Consider the following 15,425-nt stretch of genomic DNA (forward strand, 5'->3'; position numbering starts at 1 on the left):
GCTATACTTCGTCGGTTACGCAGCCTTCGCTGGCACTTTTTACATGGCGGATGTACTTGCCCAGCACGCCTTTGGTGAACGGCGGGGCGGGCTGTACCCACTGCGCGCGGCGCTGGGCCAGTTCATCGTCGGACACGTGCAGGGTTAGCTGGCGGCCAACGGCGTCGAGCGTAATAAGGTCACCGTCTTTTACCAACGCGATGGGGCCACCCTCGAATGCCTCGGGCGTCACGTGCCCGACCACGAAGCCGTGGGTGCCGCCCGAAAAACGCCCGTCGGTGATGAGCGCCACTTTGTCGCCCAGCCCAGCGCCCATGATGGCCGACGTCGGTTTGAGCATTTCGCTCATACCCGGCCCGCCTTTGGGGCCGCTGTTTCGGATCACGATAACCTGACCCGGCAGAATTTCGCCTTTCGAGAGGGCATCGATCACCTCACTTTCGTGCTCACACACTTTGGCGGTGCCTTCAAAGCGTTCCCCTTCCTTGCCCGTGATCTTGGCGACCGAACCCGTGGGGGCCAGGTTGCCGTAGAGTACCTGCAAGTGCCCGGTTTTCTTGATCGGCTGAGAGAGCGGGAATACGATTTTCTGGGCGTCGAAGTCGAGGTCGGGCGCGTCGGCGAGGTTCTCGGCAACGGTCTTACCCGTTACGGTGAGGCAATCGCCGTGAATCAAGCCGTTCTGATAGAGGTATTTCATCACCGCCGGAACGCCTCCGATGGCGAGCATATCTTCCATATAATACTTGCCGCTGGGCTTCAGGTCGGCGAGCAGGGGCGTGCGGTCACTGATGGCCTGAATCTCGTCGAGCGTCAGGTTGATGCCGGCCGCACGAGCGATGGCGAGGTAATGCAGCACGGCGTTGGTTGACCCACCCAATGCCACGGTTACCGTCAGCGCGTTTTCGAGCGATTTCCGGCTGATGATGTCGGCGGGCGTGATGTTGCGTTCGAGCAGCACTCGCATGGCGGCACCAATCTTTTTACACTCTTCCTGCTTGCCTTCGTGGGTGGCGGGGTAGCTGCTGCTGAAGGGCAAGCTCAGGCCCATAGCCTCGATGCTACTGGCCATGGTGTTGGCCGTATACATACCCCCGCAGGCACCGGCGCCGGGAATTGCGTTCTGAATGACGCCTTCGTAATCCTCGTCGGAGATGGTGCCGGCGTATTTCTTACCAAGGGCCTCAAACGCCGACACGATGTCGAGTTTCTGTCCCTTGTAATGCCCTGACCGGATCGTTCCGCCGTATACCATGATGCTGGGCCGGTTGATGCGGGCCATCGCCATGATAGCGCCGGGCATGTTTTTATCACAGCCTACGACCGTCACGACGCCGTCGTACCACTGCGCCACCACCACCGACTCAATGCTGTCGGCGATCAGGTCACGGCTCGGTAGCGAATAGCGCATCCCGTCGTTGCCGTTGGTCATGCCGTCGGATACGCCGATGGTGTTAAAAATGAGCCCGACCAGCCCATTCGCCTGGATGCCTTGCTTCACGTAGACCGACAGCCCGTTGAGGTGCATGTTGCAGGTGTTGCCTTCATACCCCGTGCTGGCGATGCCGATCTGCGGTTTCTGCATATCGTCGGCCGTCAGCCCAACGCCATACAGCATGGCTTTGGCGGCGGGGTTGTCCATTTTTTGCGTCAGCGTCTGGCTAAACCGGTTCAGTGAAGTGGGCGTCGTCTCTGTTGTCATTTTTACTGATAGCGAAATTTCGCTGAATGCGTAATCGCGCTGTAAAGAAAAGCAGAGATTTTGTTTTTCAGAAACTCAAATCACTTTTTGTAAAAAAAGACCTTTTACTCAAGTGCTTCAGGTGAAGCACCCGCCCGTTACCGATCTTTCTAATCCATTATGTACTACCGCCACACTAGACCATCATGCGCTGCTATACCTATCTCTTATCGTTACTCTGTCTTCTGCTAACCGGATCTGCCTTTGGTCAGTCGCTCAACGGGTCGTGGCAAGGGGCAATGGCGCCCGTTGGCAACGCCGGGCAGACCGTTCAAGGTACGGTTACACTGCGCGTTACAGGTGAAACCCTCACAGGCAACCTCACCGTGCAGGCAAATGGCACCATCGATAGCTATACGCTACAGGGACGGGTGCAGGGTGAGCAAACGGCGGGCACAGCAACGTACCCAGCCGATGGCAGTGTGTTTCAGTTTGAGGCGGCTATCCAGAACGGAGAGTTACTACTGGCGATTGGCCAAAACGGCAAGGCATTAATGAATGGTCGACTGGCCAGAACCGCGTTAAAATCGGGGCAGCCCCAACCCGCGCGCCCCACAGCCGTTACCAAACCAGACGGCCTCTACCGTGACCCGGCCCTTGTAGGCGCCTGGCAAACGACGGCCAACTACGGAGGCGGCCTCACCGACGGTGGGTTCTACGGCAGCACGTCGTCGATTATGCTACTCAACGCCGACGGCTCCTTTGGCGACGGCGGGTCGGCGGGCTACGCCAGCGGGTCGGGAGTGTCGGTGCAGTCGTCGGGCGGCACCAACCCCAACAGCGCCATCGCCCGGCTCAACGCAATGGGCGCACGTTGGTACACCAAAGGCAATGTCATCTACGTGCGGATACGGGCCAACGGGCAGCAGGACGTACCTACGTCGACCTATTATATTGACAAGGGGCGTATGCTCCTGACCGACCCCAAAACCGGCAAGAAAACCTTGTACACCCGACCCTGAGCCGCTAATGGCTTGGCCAGCTTGACGGCTTCTGACTCCTTTATAGGTAGGTACTCACTCGGCCGATTGGGCCGCCAGCGCCTGAATATCGCGTACCTCCAGCACTTGCCGTCGGGTGCTGTCGCCCACAGCATTAATCATGGCCTGCCCCAGTTCGGCCAACGTGAGTACGTAATTGGCCGCTACTTTGCGCAGGAACGGATACAGCCAGCTAATGTATTTGTAGGGCCCGAGCGTATTCTTCAAGCCAGGCGTCGGGTGGATATAGCCCGGCCGGAAATTAAATACCCGCTTGAAGGGCAGGGCCATCAGGTCATTTTCTGTCTTGCCTTTCACCCGCGCCCACATGCTTCGGCCTTTTTCGGAACTGTCGGTACCCGCGCCCGACACGTAGCAGAAGGTCATGTCGGGGTTCAGCCCACTCAGCAGCGTCGCCGTGTTGAGCGTCAGCGTATAGGTCGCTTTGTAATAATCAGCCTCGCTCATACCTACCGACGACACGCCCAGGCAAAAGAAACAGGCGTTGTAACCGGTCAGCGTCTCGGTATGTGCATCGAGTTGATCAAAGGCTGGCACCACCAATTCGTCAAGCTTGGGGTGCGTCAGGCCGCAGCTACGCCGCCCTACCACCAGCACCCGCTCGACCGACGACCGTTGCAGACACTCGTGAAGCACGCCCTCCCCTACCATGCCGGTAGCACCAGTTATAATTGTACGAATTCCCATACCGGTAAAAATACAATTAATTGCTTCGGTGCAATAGCCTACACAAGCTGGCAGGCCATATACGCCCTTTCCTGCCGCCGATAAAGCGTATGATTTTTCTAATTCCCCGAATCCAACCATCTTTGCGGGCATAGAAAGCATACCCGCAATTATGGAGTTAAAACGAGTCGTTGTGACGGGCTTAGGTGCCCTTACCCCCATCGGAAACACCGTTGCCGATTTCTGGCAGGGTCTCAGCACAGGCACCAGCGGAGCCGCGCCCATCACGAAATTCGACGCGACGTTATTTAAAACCCGGTTCGCCTGTGAAGTCAAAGGCTTTGATCCGCTCAATTATTTCGACCGGAAAGAGGCCCGCAAGATGGACGGCTACGTTCACTACGCCATCGTCACGGCCGATCAGGCCATCGAAGACGCCGGGCTGCTCAGCGAAGGCATCAACAAAGAGCGGGTCGGGGTTATCTGGGCGTCGGGGATCGGCGGTCTTCACAGTTTTCAGGAAGAAGTACTCGCCTATGGTGCTGGCAACAAAGTGCCCCGCTTCAGCCCCTTCTTTATCCCGAAGATGATCGCCGACATGGGCGCCGGCCTGATCTCGATCCGGCACGGGTTCATGGGCGTCAATTTTGCGCCGGTTTCGGCCTGCGCATCGAGCACCCACGCCCTGATCGACGCCTTCAACTACATCCGGCTGGGTAAAGCCGACGCCATCGTGACGGGTGGTTCCGAATATGTCATCACCGATTCGGCGCTGGGCGGTTTTAGCAACATGAAAGCCCTGTCGGAGCGGAACGACGAACCGCAGCGGGCCTCGCGCCCCTTCGACGCCGACCGCGACGGTTTTGTATTGGGCGAAGGGGGTGGCGGCATCATCCTGGAAGATTACGACCACGCCAAAGCACGCGGCGCGAAAATCTATTGCGAACTAGTAGGCACCGGGGCTACGGCCGACGCCTACCACATGACCGGCACGCACCCCGAGGGCCTCGGCGCGGCCAATGCCATGCGTGAAGCCCTGCGCGAAGCCGGCCTGCAACCCGACCAAATCGACTACCTGAACGTGCACGCGACCTCGACGCCCATCGGCGACGTGTCGGAAGCCAAAGCCATCGTGAAGGTATTCGGCGAAAACCCAACGAACCTGAACATCAGCGCGACCAAGTCGATGACGGGTCACCTGCTGGGTGCCGCCGGGGCTATCGAAGGCGTGGCGGGCATCCTGGCGATGCAGCACAACCTGATTCCGCCGACGATCAACCTCGAGAACCGCGACGAGAACGTACCGGCCGGCCTGAACCTGACGCCCAACGTCGCGCAGGCCAAACCGGTCAACACGGTAATGAGCAACACGTTTGGCTTTGGTGGCCACAACGCTACCGTACTGTTCAAACGACTGGAAGCGTAATTTGGCCATACGGCTCACTGTCAACGTCCAAAGTCCAATGGCTATCTGCGCACCAGCAAGGTCATTGGGCTTTGGACGTTTCACTTTATTAACACGCCATGAGGCACATTTTCGTCGATACCGAGCGCATGCGCGACCTGAACAGCGGGTTGGGCCAAACCTGTTTGCGCGTGGGTCAGGAGTTGGTCAGGCAACAGCCGTCAGGTACGTCGCTGACCTTTTTGGTACCGCCGGGACAATCGGGTGTTTTTGGCGAGCCGTCAGGTACGTTGCAGTATCGAGAAGCGAGCTGGTGGCAGCGGTTCTACGGACCCGGTCCGGCGGCGGGCTCAGCGGGCACCGACCGGTTCGATGTCTGGCACAACCTGCATCAGGACGCCGCCTACTGGCCTTCGCACCAGCCCGACCGGCTGATTCTGACCATCAACGACCTGAACTTTCTGGAACGCCCCGATTATTCCGACGAGAAGAAGCAGCGCAAACTGGCGGCCGTTCAACGCCGCATCGACCGGGCGCAGGTGCTCACCACCATCTCGAACTATACGGCGGGGGTGGTGCGGCAGCACCTGAACGTACCTGACAGCAAGCCCCTGCAGACGGTTTACATCGGTGTGTCGGAGCTGCCACCCGTGCCGATCAACATGCCCGCCGCGCTGGGTACGTTGGCAAAGCCGTTTTTTTTGTTTCTGGGCGTCATTCATCCCAAAAAGAACATTCACGTGCTACTGGCCCTCGCGCAGGCGTTCCCCGACTACACGCTGGTCCTGGCCGGGCGCGACAATCACCCCTACGCGGCGCACCTACGGCAACAGGCCGAGCAGTTAGGCGTGGCCAACAACGTGTTGTTTACGGGGCCAGTGGATGAAGCGGCCAAAGCGTGGCTCTATGCGCATTGCGAGGCCTTTCTGTTTCCGTCGTTGAGCGAGGGCTTCGGCCTGCCGGTTGTCGAGGCCATGCACTACGGCAAACCGGTTTTTCTGTCTCGGCTCACCAGCCTGCCCGAGGTGGGCGGCAAGGAAGCGTTTTACTTCGATTCCTTCGGGCCCGAGGCCATTGTCGAGACGTTCCGGGCGGGTATGCAAGCCTACTACGACGATCCGCTCAAAGCCCAGCGACTTACCTGGCAGGCCAACCGCTTCAGCTGGCAGCAAACCGGCAAGGCTTACTGGGCTTTGTACCTTGAGGCTTAGGGCCCGGGGCGGGGGGCGCAGGGCTGGTTTAACAACGTTTTTATCGTCCTTAGGCCCCCTGCTCCTAGCCCCCTGCTCACGGCTGTTAAAAGTTGTTAAGCGGCCGTTAGACAACGAATTTTTGGGCCTTCGGTCATCGTTATGTTGACAGAAGCGGCACCCTGGGCAACTCAATTATTCCGCGAAACTCAGACCTTTTTGCCGCCATTTTAGTTCTACACAAAACAGTTTTTAGTACCTACTAATCATGAAAAGCAACTGGAAAGTTTTAGTGTTGATTGCGCTGCTTTCGAGTGGCGTTACGCTGGCCGCTTACAACCTGCTGGGTTTTAACAAGCGGGATGTAATCTTCACCGAGTCGGCTGGCTCGCCCATGAGTCGGCTGGCTTCGCTGACGGGCAACGCGCCCTCGGGTGCCCCTGGCGACTTCTCATACGCCGCTGAAGCCGTCACCCCGACGGTCGTGCATATACGCACCACCATTACCCGTACTGTACGTCAGCAACAAGTTCCCGATATCTTCCGCGATTTCTTTGGCGATGAGGGCTTCCCCGGTCAGGGGCAGGGTCGTCCGCGCCGTGAGCAAGGTCAGGCATCTGGTTCAGGGGTGATCATCTCGAAAGATGGCTACATCGTAACCAACAACCACGTGGTACAGGACGCCGACGAAGTAGAGGTAGTGATGACCGACAAGCGCAGCTTCAAAGCCAAAGTGGTGGGCACCGACCCCCTCACCGACCTCGCCGTTGTGAAAGTAGAGGCCAACAACCTGCCGTCCATCACGCTGGGCGACTCTGATGGTCTGAAACTAGGCGAATGGGTATTGGCCGTTGGTTACCCGCTTGATCTTGAATCGACGGTTACGGCCGGTATCGTAAGCGCTAAAGGCCGGGGTATCGGTATCCTGAGCCGCAATCAGCAGCAACAGCAGCCGGGTGGCAAGGCCGTCGATACGCCCATCGAGTCGTTTATCCAGACGGATGCCGCCATCAACCCTGGTAACTCGGGTGGTGCGCTGGTCAACCTGCGCGGTGAACTAGTGGGTATCAACTCAGCTATCGCCTCAGCCACAGGTTACTACAGCGGTTATGGGTTTGCCGTACCGGTGTCACTGGTGAAAAAAGTAACGGCCGACCTGCTGAAATACGGCAACGTACAACGCGGCTACATCGGTATTCTGCCCCGCGAGCTGGACAGCAAAACGGCTACCGAACTGGGCACGAAAGTAGGCCGTGGTATCTACGTAGAAAGCGTGACCGAGAACGGCGCGGCTAAAGCGGCCGGTATCCAGAAAGGCGACGTGATCGTGAAGATGGAAGGCCAACCGCTCGATTCAGACGCACAGATGCGCGAAATCGTGGGTCGTCGTCGGCCGGGCGATGTCGTCAACGTAACCATCAACCGGGGTGGCTCAGAGAAAGAGCTGAAGCTCGAACTCCGCAACCGCAACGGCGGTCGTGACGTGATCAAGAAAGAAGAAATGGCCGTGGCGGGTATGAAATCGCTGGGCGCCGAATTCTCGAACCTCACCGACCGTGAACGTCAGCAACTTGGCGTCAACGGCGGGGTGCGGGTCACGAAAATTCTGGATGGTAAAATGGCCGAAACCGACGTAGAGGAAGGGTTCATCATCGTGAAGGCCAATGGCAAGAACGTGAAAACCGTGAAAGACCTCGAAACCATCGTGGGTACGGTGAAAGAGGGCGAAGGCTTGCTGTTGATCGGGATGTACCCCAACAGCTCACGCATGATCTACTACGCCGTGCCGATGTAAGGCTTTAACAAAAAGTACGCATACAAAAAGGCAGTTCTTATGAGCTGCCTTTTTTGCGTTGTTACGGAGACAACTCGATCTAAAGAATTGATAAAAAGAAAAGGGCGGCCACGATGGGCCGCCCCTACAGGCAACGTACCTGGATTCTATTCGTAATAATTCAGCACCTGATGGCCGCTCTTCGCCAGCAGTTGGTCGCGCTGGAAGAGGGTGATATCGGCCTGCATCATGTCTTTCACCAGCGCGGGCAGATCGTACTTCGGCGTCCAGTTCAGTTTGGTCATTGCCTTGGTGGGATCACCCAGCAGCAGGTCTACTTCCGTCGGGCGGAAATAGCGGGGGTCGATCGCCATTACTTCCTTGCCAACCTCAACCGGGAACTCGGGGTTGCTGGCGCTGACAACGTAAGCTTTTTCTTCCACCCCTTCACCACGGAACTCTAGCTCGACGCCGATTTCCTGGAAGGCCATTTTGATGAAGTCACGCACCGTCGTGGTTACGCCTGTAGCGATCACGAAGTCTTCGGGGGTATCCTGTTGCAGAATCAGGTACATCGCCTCAACGTAGTCTTTGGCGTGGCCCCAGTCGCGCAGGGAGTCGATGTTGCCCATGAACACTTTATCCTGCAGGCCCAGACCGATCCGGGCTACGGCGCGGGTGATCTTGCGCGTAACGAAGGTCTCGCCGCGCAGGGGTGATTCGTGGTTGAACAGAATCCCGTTACAGGCAAACATGTTGTAGGCTTCGCGGTAATTGACCGTGATCCAGTAGCCATACAATTTAGCAACGGCATACGGCGAACGCGGGTAGAACGGCGTGGTTTCCGACTGAGCGTGGCCTTGCACCCCACCATACAGTTCCGAGGTCGATGCCTGGTAAATGCGTGTCTTCTCAGTCAGGCCCAGCAGCCGCACCGCCTCCAGAATACGAAGTGTACCGATGCCATCCACCTGCGCCGTGTATTCCGGCTCGTCGAAGCTCACCCGTACGTGCGACATGGCACCGAGGTTGTAGATCTCGTCGGGCTGCACCTCCTGAATCAACCGGATGATGTTCGTTGAATCCGACAGATCGCCGTAGTGCAGTTTGAAACGAACGTGCTGTTCATGCGGGTCTTCGTACATGTGGTCGATCCGCTGCGTATTGAACAGCGAGCTCCGACGCTTGACACCATGTACCTCATACCCTTTTTCGAGCAGCAATTCAGCTAGGTAAGCTCCATCCTGCCCGGTGATGCCAGTGATCAACGCTTTTTTCATAAGTGTATCAGAAAAGTTTGCATTTAACTCGGTGTACTTTTCTAATTGTTAGGATGCCTAACGCAACAAGAGTAACGTTATTTGTCAACAACAATTAGATAATTCGCCGAACAAATTGAATTTGTAAGATTTTGTGTATCAAGCCGTAAAACTACACGATAACAGCCACATCATTGCATTATTTTATTAAAATGCTCCGACGCACATCCACTTTATCGGGTTGCATTTGCGCACCGGCAAATAGGGTTTTCAGCCGGGCGAAATAGCGTTCAGCATCCATTTTTCGCATAAAATCGCCCACTTTCAGCCGGTAAGTCGGCTGTTGATAACTGGTGTAGGCGCTCAATTCCGGGAACTGTTTGTAGACCTCCAATTTGGCCGCATCGGCAGCAGCACGCTCATTGCCCACATAAATCTGCACCCGGTAGCCCGGTGCATAACGTACCCGGCGGTTCTGCTGAGCAATGGTGTCCAACAGCGCGTCGAGCCGCTTATTTATATGCAGAGCCTCAGCCGGAGCGGGCGGTGCGCTGGCTTTCCTGGGGATTTCGGCGGAGCGCGTAACGGGAGGCGCCGATGTCGTTACGACCACCTCCCTGCGGGGCGGTGTATACACGGGGCGAGCCGCCGTAAGATCTTCCGAATACTCGTTGTAGTTGCTGGTGGTGGTGCGGCTACTGGTGGTGGCGGGGCTGGGCGCGCAAGCCTGGATAAACAACCAGATTCCGCTCAACGCAAACCCATACTTCCTGAGACCATTCATACGTAATTGGCATTTCGCTGACTCACACGAGCCAGCCTGCCCACAAACTTACTACTTTTGCCACCGAGTATAAATTACGATTTGTGAGCGGTCCGCCGCAACCCCAATCGACAAGTCGGTACAGCTGATCGTATCGGCGGGGGTCATTCACGAATCGTACCGCTGCGGCGGACCGACTGTTAATCATACATCTATACATGCTGACTGTGCAACGCGGCGTTTCGTTGCGGCCCTATACCACCTTTGGCATTGAAGCTCAGGCCAATTATTTCGCCGATCTTATCTCCGAAGCTGATCTTGAGACCCTTCGCCAACTCAACGAACTCACTGACCTGCCCAAGCTGATTCTGGGTGGCGGCAGCAATCTTCTGTTGACCCAGAATTTCAGCGGCCTTGTGCTAAAACTATCGCTCGGCGGCATTGAGGTTGTTCGCGACGACGAACGCCACATCTACGTGCGGGCCGGCGGTGGGGTTGTCTGGCATGATCTGGTCATGTACTGCGTGGCCAACAACTACGCCGGGCTCGAGAACCTGTCGCTCATTCCCGGCACTGTGGGGGCGGCTCCTATGCAGAACATCGGAGCCTATGGCGTCGAGATTGAACAGGTGTTTGATCACCTCGAAGCTGTGCACATCGAGACGGGTGAAAAACGCCGCTTCGAGCATGCCGACTGTCAGTTTGGCTACCGCGAGAGCGTGTTCAAACACGCCCTTAAAGGGCAGTACATCATCGCCTCGGTCACGTTCCGGCTCGATAAGGTGCCCACGTTTCATACGGGATACGGCGCCATCAGCGAGACGTTGGCCGAGATGGGCATCACCGACGAGACGTTGACGATCCGGGCGATCAGTGAGGCCGTCATCCGTATCCGGCGCAGCAAACTCCCCGACCCGGCCGAGATTGGCAACGCGGGTAGCTTCTTCAAAAACCCCGAAATCGATCAGGCGCAGTTCGATCAGTTGAAGGCAACGTACCCAGCCTTACCCGGTTACCCGCTGACCTCCGGCCGGGTGAAAGTACCGGCGGGTTGGCTCATCGAGCAGGCTGGCTGGAAGGGCTACCGGAGCGGCGACGCGGGCGTTCACGCCAAACAGGCGCTGGTGTTGGTCAATTATGGCAACGCTACGGGCCAGGACATACTTGATCTGGCGCAGCGCGTCCGGGCGTCGGTGCTGGAAAAATTCGGGATCGAGATCAACCCGGAAGTCAACGTTATTTAAATAGAAAAAGGGCTGACGCGCCCATTGTGCCTGCGTCAGCCCTTTCACTCATTCACGCTTTATCTCGTTCGCTTGTTAAAAACAGAGCGATGCGGCACCCAGCAGGCCGGCGTCATTCCCCAGCGTGGCTTTCGTCACGGTCAGGCTCTTTTTGTAGTAAGGCGTGAGCCAGTAGTCGAGTTGTTTGTTAACAGCGGGCATAATGTAGTCGAACGACGCCGACAAGCCACCGCCGATCAGGATTTGCTTGATGTCGAGAATCCGAACCATTGTCACGAGCGCATCGCCCAGCATCTCGCCCACTTCAGCCCAGATGGCCAGTGCCAGCGCGTCGCCTTCCGCGGCAGCGGCCACCAGCCCCGTCGTCGAAATGGTGCCGTCGTCAGACAACATCGTCTTGCCCCTGAACTCAGAGCGACGGAGTGTAGCCAGATCGAGCAACTCTTTCTTGCCGATGTTGCGCTCCAGCACTTTTCCGTTGCGCGACGGAATGTGGCCAGGCTCCATGGCGTTACCGTCACCACCAACAAACACTTTCTTGTTGATGATAGCTGCTCCGCCTACGCCCGTGCCGAGGGTGATGAAGATGTAGTTTTCATCGTTCATGTCCTCCACAAAGTAAAATTCACCCAGAGCGGCGGCGTTAGCGTCATTTTCCAGGAAAAATTCAACGTCGGGGAAGCGCTTGGTCAGGATATCGACCATCGGCACACCGTCCAGCTCGGGGATGGCCGTGATCTCGAGAGGGACCGTACGGTCGCGGTTGATCATGCCCGGCAGCCCGATACCCACCTTCTTTACGTCTTTATTGGCGTACAGCTCGACAGCGATGGCATCGGCGAAGCGTTCCATGAAATGGCCCGATTCGCGCCAGCTGGCCGTGTCGTGGCTATAAAAATTGGTGATTTTGCCCGTTTTCGCGTCAACAACGCCCATTTTGACGTTGGTGCCACCCACGTCGATACCTAAATACTGTGCTGAAGCCATTCCTATGAATGAAAATTTATGAATGAAGAATTAAGTGAGCCGTAGAGTCAGAATGCCGCGAAATTACGGAAGGTCTTGACATTACATACCTAAGATTTGGATGTATGTAATTTCATTACTTATTTTCGGGCATGAACAGCACCACTCAACATGTACTAAAAGGAAGTCTGTCCGTAATTATCCTTAGGCTACTGGAAGAGCGCGACCGCATGTATGGCTACGAGATCACGCAGCAGGTGAAAGCGCTTACGGCTGGCGAGATGATGATTACGGAAGGGGCCCTTTACCCGGCGCTGCACAAACTCGAAGCCGAGGGCCTGCTCACGGCCACGACCGAGCTGGTGGACGGGCGCGCCCGAAAGTACTACTCCCTTACCCGCGACGGGCAGCAACAGGCCGTCGGGCGCGTTTCGGAACTACGGGCATTTGTGGAACACCTCAACACCATCCTGAACCTGAAACCAGCCATCTAGTCCCATGACTCCGCACCAACGGCAACAGCTAGTAACGTACCTGCAACAGAACGGGATCGTGTATAAAGAAGTCTTTGACGAACTCTTTGATCATTTGTCATGCAGTATAGAAGAGTCTATGCAGCAGACGCTTCCATTCGACGTTGCCTTTCGTCGAGCCACTTCCTCGCTGGGCGGGCAACCGGCTATTCACCAGATTCAAGCGTACCGAAAAGCAGCCATAAAGCAGCAGTATAAGCGATGGGTGAAGCAGCAGTACACAATGGCCTTACGACGCCCGGTTGTCGTAGCGCTGGTGATTATGGTAGGCTTTGGGCTATGGCAGGTGATTGAATCAACACCTGGCGCCAATCGCCTGCACATCTTGGCAGGAGGGTTTACGGCGCTTTATATAGGCAGTTGGCTCGTTCCGCTCATACAGTCAGCTTATCAATACAGGTTATACCGGAAAGGGCGGGCAAACACACCCTACACGCTCGTTATCAAACTGCTGAACGAGCAGAATCTTGTAATCCTTTGCGGCTTTTTACCTGTGCTGTTAGGATCAAAGACAATCCCATCCTTAGCTGATCTGGCATTGACGTGGCTCACCTGCATGGGCCTCTGCTTCCAGTTCTGCATAACCAGCCGCCATGTGCAAGTAGCTTATACCCTATCAACAACACGATGACTCCGCACCAATTACGCCTCATTGATAAGCACCTGCGCGCCGACAACTGGCTACTAAGTGAGGAACTGATTGCCGAACTGACCGACCACTACGTAGCAGGGATCATCGATCATATGGCGGCTGGTGAATCATTCGACGACGCCCTGCGAGCCGTTCACATGGGCTTTGGCGGGCGCAAGGGACTGCTGGCGCTGGAAGAACAATTTGAACAGGAACAGGCGCGGCGACCCCGTCGCCTGATGCAGAAAATTTTGCTAAGCTATCTGCAATGGCCACGGGCAGCTTACACGATGGCGCTGGTGGCCACGCTGGTGTATCTGTCGTCGACGAATGTGCTGGCGTCAAAGGTTACGTATGCCGCCAATTTCGCTGTGGCGGTGGCCGTAGGGCATTTTCTAATCCTACTGCTGGGTACGTGGTATCGGCGCTGGAAAAAGCAATCGCCCCGCCTGACCAATCAGACGCTGTCTATGCTCTATAGCCACTACGGCTTGATTTGCTGGGTCGTTATCTGGCCGCGTTTCTTCCTAAAAGGCGACTCATCTGCCACGGCCAACTGGCTATTATCAGTCCTGGTTATCGTCACAGTGGTAGTGTACGAGCTAGCTGTCGGCGGGTTTTTACAAGCCATCATGCAACAACGAAATTCGGTCACTAAGGCCTGAACTACGGAACTTTACCAATGGTCGACTTACCGGTTGATCCAACTGTGATTAACTCAAAAATTACCGTCGAAGGGCTTGCCTGTTTTCAGGTCTTTGAGCGAAAACGAGTTGACGGCGCCTACACCCGCAAATTCGACGGTGACGCCGTAGATGCGTTTCAGTGGCATTTTGTAGCTGGTTTCATGTACCCGACGCCCATTGATGAACAGCTGTACCCGCTGATCGACGACCCGCAGCGTCAGCGTACCGCCCCGGCGTAGGTCTGCGCCCAGAAAACGGACATCATCCCGTGAACCGCTTTTGTGTTGGTCGGAAAACTGCATTTCCGCCCAGTAGACACATCCCGGCTTGATAATGTCGACGGTGTGCTGCGACGACTCGCCATATATGGTAACGCCCACCTGTGAACAGCGCACACCGGCCCGGTCGGGCGAGGTTACCACCTGGGTGGTCAACTCAAAGTTATCGGCGTCGATATCCGTAACCTGCGTATTCGTAAACCCGATAAAAAATGTGCGGTTGGTGTCGACGCCCGCACGCGCGGCAGCCAGCGGGCCAACGCTTCGCCGACCACCCACAAACAACCCGGGTACGTCGATCGGATACACCCGCGTCGTGTCGTGGGGCATGTGGGCCGTGGCTACCCAGCCTTTGGTCGGCAAGTAAATGGTGGCGGTATCGAGGCGGAGAGTGCCCTGTTTCAGGACGGCAAAATAACGTCCCGGCTTTTCGTAATAATGGTTGTAGAGGGCGGTAGAAACTTCGGCCTCGATGGGCTTACGCCGACCATCCCCAAACTCAATAACATACGGCACCGGGTCGTCGGCAACGCCAGCCAGCCCACGAATCTGAAAATTGGCCGAGTGCGGATTCTCGCCGATTGGGTTCTTACAAATGAGTTGCACCGCCCCCGTGGTTGCCGGTTTGGTCAGAAAGTGGCGGTACGTAGCCATTCCCCCGATGAATAAGGCAATAACGGCCAGCCCAGCCAGCCAACGCCACGTACCCGACCGCTTCTGCGGCGATGGGCCAATCGGATGAGGAGACACAGCTACCGACACGGCTACGATTGGCTGATCTGGCACCTCGATTGTCTGGTCGGGTATTGACTCCGCCTGGGGCGATGCCTCAACAAAGTGTTCCCAATCGGTGTAGCCGCTATACTTCGCCAGCGCGTCGCGGGTTGCTTTTTGCGGGTAATAGCGGGAGCCGGTCCTGATTTTGCCGAAAATTCGCTTCAGTGTGTTCGGGCTGATCTGCACGCCCGTCTGCCGGAACAGCGTATGGCTAAGCCTGACGAAATCGCTGTTGGTCCAGTCTTCCCAGTTGGGGTTCCCGAACACCTCACTCACCAGCAGACAGCAGCGGTCCAGTTGGTGATAACAGGCAGCCTTATCTTGTCCATTTTCCGCGACCATCACTCAGCAATATCTTCTCTATCAACAGGTTAGCTTGTCCATAATTCTGGACAAGAAAATGGGTAAGTTAGGCTACTGCCGCACCACATAGTGCAATTTTATATTCGCACAGTCAAATTTTTGAATCACCTCTGGTCGCCTCCCGACGGCTATGATTCACTAAATATCG

The 15,425-nt window shown here is 56.4% G+C and carries 14 protein-coding genes; 8 read left to right on the forward strand and 6 right to left on the reverse strand.

Annotation, left to right across the window (positions count from 1 at the left end):
- Position 1: 1 nt before the first annotated feature.
- Positions 2 to 1,702 carry a dihydroxy-acid dehydratase gene (ilvD, locus tag FAES_RS25190; RefSeq protein ID WP_015334026.1) on the reverse strand — a complete coding sequence of 567 codons (1,701 nt, stop codon included), beginning with the start codon at positions 1,700 to 1,702 and terminating at the stop codon, positions 2 to 4.
- Between the two features lie 185 nt (positions 1,703 to 1,887).
- Here ilvD and FAES_RS25195 point away from each other — a divergent pair, with 185 nt between their 5' ends.
- On the forward strand, positions 1,888 to 2,703 hold the full coding sequence (locus FAES_RS25195) for a hypothetical protein (RefSeq protein WP_015334027.1): 816 nt from the start codon (positions 1,888 to 1,890) through the stop codon (positions 2,701 to 2,703).
- Between the two features lie 54 nt (positions 2,704 to 2,757).
- Here FAES_RS25195 and FAES_RS25200 read toward each other — a convergent pair whose 3' ends face one another.
- Positions 2,758 to 3,429: an NAD-dependent epimerase/dehydratase family protein gene (locus tag FAES_RS25200; RefSeq protein WP_041258387.1), complete on the reverse strand. Its 672-nt coding sequence runs from the start codon at positions 3,427 to 3,429 to the stop codon at positions 2,758 to 2,760.
- Between the two features lie 151 nt (positions 3,430 to 3,580).
- Here FAES_RS25200 and fabF point away from each other — a divergent pair, with 151 nt between their 5' ends.
- The 3 genes from fabF (at position 3,581) to FAES_RS25215 (ending at position 7,798) form a co-directional block, all read left to right on the forward strand.
- Positions 3,581 to 4,834 (forward strand): beta-ketoacyl-ACP synthase II, encoded by a 1,254-nt coding sequence (gene fabF / locus FAES_RS25205; RefSeq protein WP_015334029.1) that lies wholly within the window; start codon positions 3,581 to 3,583, stop codon positions 4,832 to 4,834.
- A gap of 98 nt (positions 4,835 to 4,932) precedes the next feature.
- On the forward strand, positions 4,933 to 6,024 hold the full coding sequence (locus FAES_RS25210; RefSeq protein WP_015334030.1) for a glycosyltransferase family 4 protein: 1,092 nt from the start codon (positions 4,933 to 4,935) through the stop codon (positions 6,022 to 6,024).
- A 247-nt stretch (positions 6,025 to 6,271) separates the two neighbouring features.
- Positions 6,272 to 7,798: a Do family serine endopeptidase gene (locus tag FAES_RS25215; protein ID WP_015334031.1), complete on the forward strand. Its 1,527-nt coding sequence runs from the start codon at positions 6,272 to 6,274 to the stop codon at positions 7,796 to 7,798.
- A gap of 146 nt (positions 7,799 to 7,944) precedes the next feature.
- Here the strand turns inward: FAES_RS25215 and gmd are convergent, their stop codons facing one another.
- The gene (gene gmd, locus FAES_RS25220) at positions 7,945 to 9,057 is read right to left on the reverse strand and encodes a GDP-mannose 4,6-dehydratase (RefSeq protein WP_015334032.1); all 1,113 of its coding nucleotides are present in this window, start codon (positions 9,055 to 9,057) and stop codon (positions 7,945 to 7,947) included.
- A gap of 178 nt (positions 9,058 to 9,235) precedes the next feature.
- Positions 9,236 to 9,820 (reverse strand): SPOR domain-containing protein, encoded by a 585-nt coding sequence (locus tag FAES_RS29785; RefSeq protein ID WP_015334033.1) that lies wholly within the window; start codon positions 9,818 to 9,820, stop codon positions 9,236 to 9,238.
- Positions 9,821 to 10,017: 197 nt separating this feature from the next.
- Between FAES_RS29785 and murB the strand changes: the two genes are divergently transcribed.
- Positions 10,018 to 11,043, forward strand: a complete 1,026-nt coding sequence (gene murB / locus FAES_RS25230) for a UDP-N-acetylmuramate dehydrogenase (RefSeq protein ID WP_015334034.1) — start codon at positions 10,018 to 10,020, stop codon at positions 11,041 to 11,043.
- Between the two features lie 75 nt (positions 11,044 to 11,118).
- On the opposite strand, the gene FAES_RS25235 is transcribed toward murB, so the two are convergent.
- Positions 11,119 to 12,030: an ROK family protein gene (locus tag FAES_RS25235; RefSeq protein ID WP_015334035.1), complete on the reverse strand. Its 912-nt coding sequence runs from the start codon at positions 12,028 to 12,030 to the stop codon at positions 11,119 to 11,121.
- Between the two features lie 131 nt (positions 12,031 to 12,161).
- Between FAES_RS25235 and FAES_RS25240 the strand changes: the two genes are divergently transcribed.
- The 3 genes from FAES_RS25240 to FAES_RS29325 are packed head-to-tail and all read left to right on the forward strand — an operon-like array spanning position 12,162 to position 13,838.
- Positions 12,162 to 12,503, forward strand: a complete 342-nt coding sequence (locus FAES_RS25240; RefSeq protein WP_015334036.1) for a PadR family transcriptional regulator — start codon at positions 12,162 to 12,164, stop codon at positions 12,501 to 12,503.
- Positions 12,504 to 12,507: 4 nt separating this feature from the next.
- Entirely contained in the window at positions 12,508 to 13,173 is a 666-nt protein-coding gene (locus tag FAES_RS25245; protein WP_041258388.1) for a hypothetical protein, read from the forward strand.
- Positions 13,170 to 13,838 (forward strand): hypothetical protein, encoded by a 669-nt coding sequence (locus FAES_RS29325; RefSeq protein ID WP_015334037.1) that lies wholly within the window; start codon positions 13,170 to 13,172, stop codon positions 13,836 to 13,838. Before FAES_RS25245 ends, FAES_RS29325 begins: the two co-directional genes overlap by 4 nt.
- Positions 13,839 to 13,891: 53 nt before the next feature.
- Here the strand turns inward: FAES_RS29325 and FAES_RS25255 are convergent, their stop codons facing one another.
- Positions 13,892 to 15,256, reverse strand: a complete 1,365-nt coding sequence (locus FAES_RS25255; RefSeq protein ID WP_015334038.1) for a hypothetical protein — start codon at positions 15,254 to 15,256, stop codon at positions 13,892 to 13,894.
- Positions 15,257 to 15,425: the final 169 nt, after the last annotated feature.

Source organism: Fibrella aestuarina BUZ 2, assembly GCF_000331105.1.
Taxonomy (GTDB): domain Bacteria; phylum Bacteroidota; class Bacteroidia; order Cytophagales; family Spirosomataceae; genus Fibrella; species Fibrella aestuarina.

Bases quoted from the DNA above. Each gene is read 5' to 3' on its own strand.
- ilvD (WP_015334026.1), bottom strand. From the start codon at position 1,702: ATGACAACAGAGACGACGCCCACTTCACTGAACCGGTTTAGCCAGACG.
- FAES_RS25195 (WP_015334027.1), top strand. From the start codon at position 1,888: ATGCGCTGCTATACCTATCTCTTATCGTTACTCTGTCTTCTGCTAACC.
- FAES_RS25200 (WP_041258387.1), bottom strand. From the start codon at position 3,429: ATGGGAATTCGTACAATTATAACTGGTGCTACCGGCATGGTAGGGGAG.
- fabF (WP_015334029.1), top strand. From the start codon at position 3,581: ATGGAGTTAAAACGAGTCGTTGTGACGGGCTTAGGTGCCCTTACCCCC.
- FAES_RS25210 (WP_015334030.1), top strand. From the start codon at position 4,933: ATGAGGCACATTTTCGTCGATACCGAGCGCATGCGCGACCTGAACAGC.
- FAES_RS25215 (WP_015334031.1), top strand. From the start codon at position 6,272: ATGAAAAGCAACTGGAAAGTTTTAGTGTTGATTGCGCTGCTTTCGAGT.
- gmd (WP_015334032.1), bottom strand. From the start codon at position 9,057: ATGAAAAAAGCGTTGATCACTGGCATCACCGGGCAGGATGGAGCTTAC.
- FAES_RS29785 (WP_015334033.1), bottom strand. From the start codon at position 9,820: ATGAATGGTCTCAGGAAGTATGGGTTTGCGTTGAGCGGAATCTGGTTG.
- murB (WP_015334034.1), top strand. From the start codon at position 10,018: ATGCTGACTGTGCAACGCGGCGTTTCGTTGCGGCCCTATACCACCTTT.
- FAES_RS25235 (WP_015334035.1), bottom strand. From the start codon at position 12,030: ATGGCTTCAGCACAGTATTTAGGTATCGACGTGGGTGGCACCAACGTC.
- FAES_RS25240 (WP_015334036.1), top strand. From the start codon at position 12,162: ATGAACAGCACCACTCAACATGTACTAAAAGGAAGTCTGTCCGTAATT.
- FAES_RS25245 (WP_041258388.1), top strand. From the start codon at position 12,508: ATGACTCCGCACCAACGGCAACAGCTAGTAACGTACCTGCAACAGAAC.
- FAES_RS29325 (WP_015334037.1), top strand. From the start codon at position 13,170: ATGACTCCGCACCAATTACGCCTCATTGATAAGCACCTGCGCGCCGAC.
- FAES_RS25255 (WP_015334038.1), bottom strand. From the start codon at position 15,256: ATGGTCGCGGAAAATGGACAAGATAAGGCTGCCTGTTATCACCAACTG.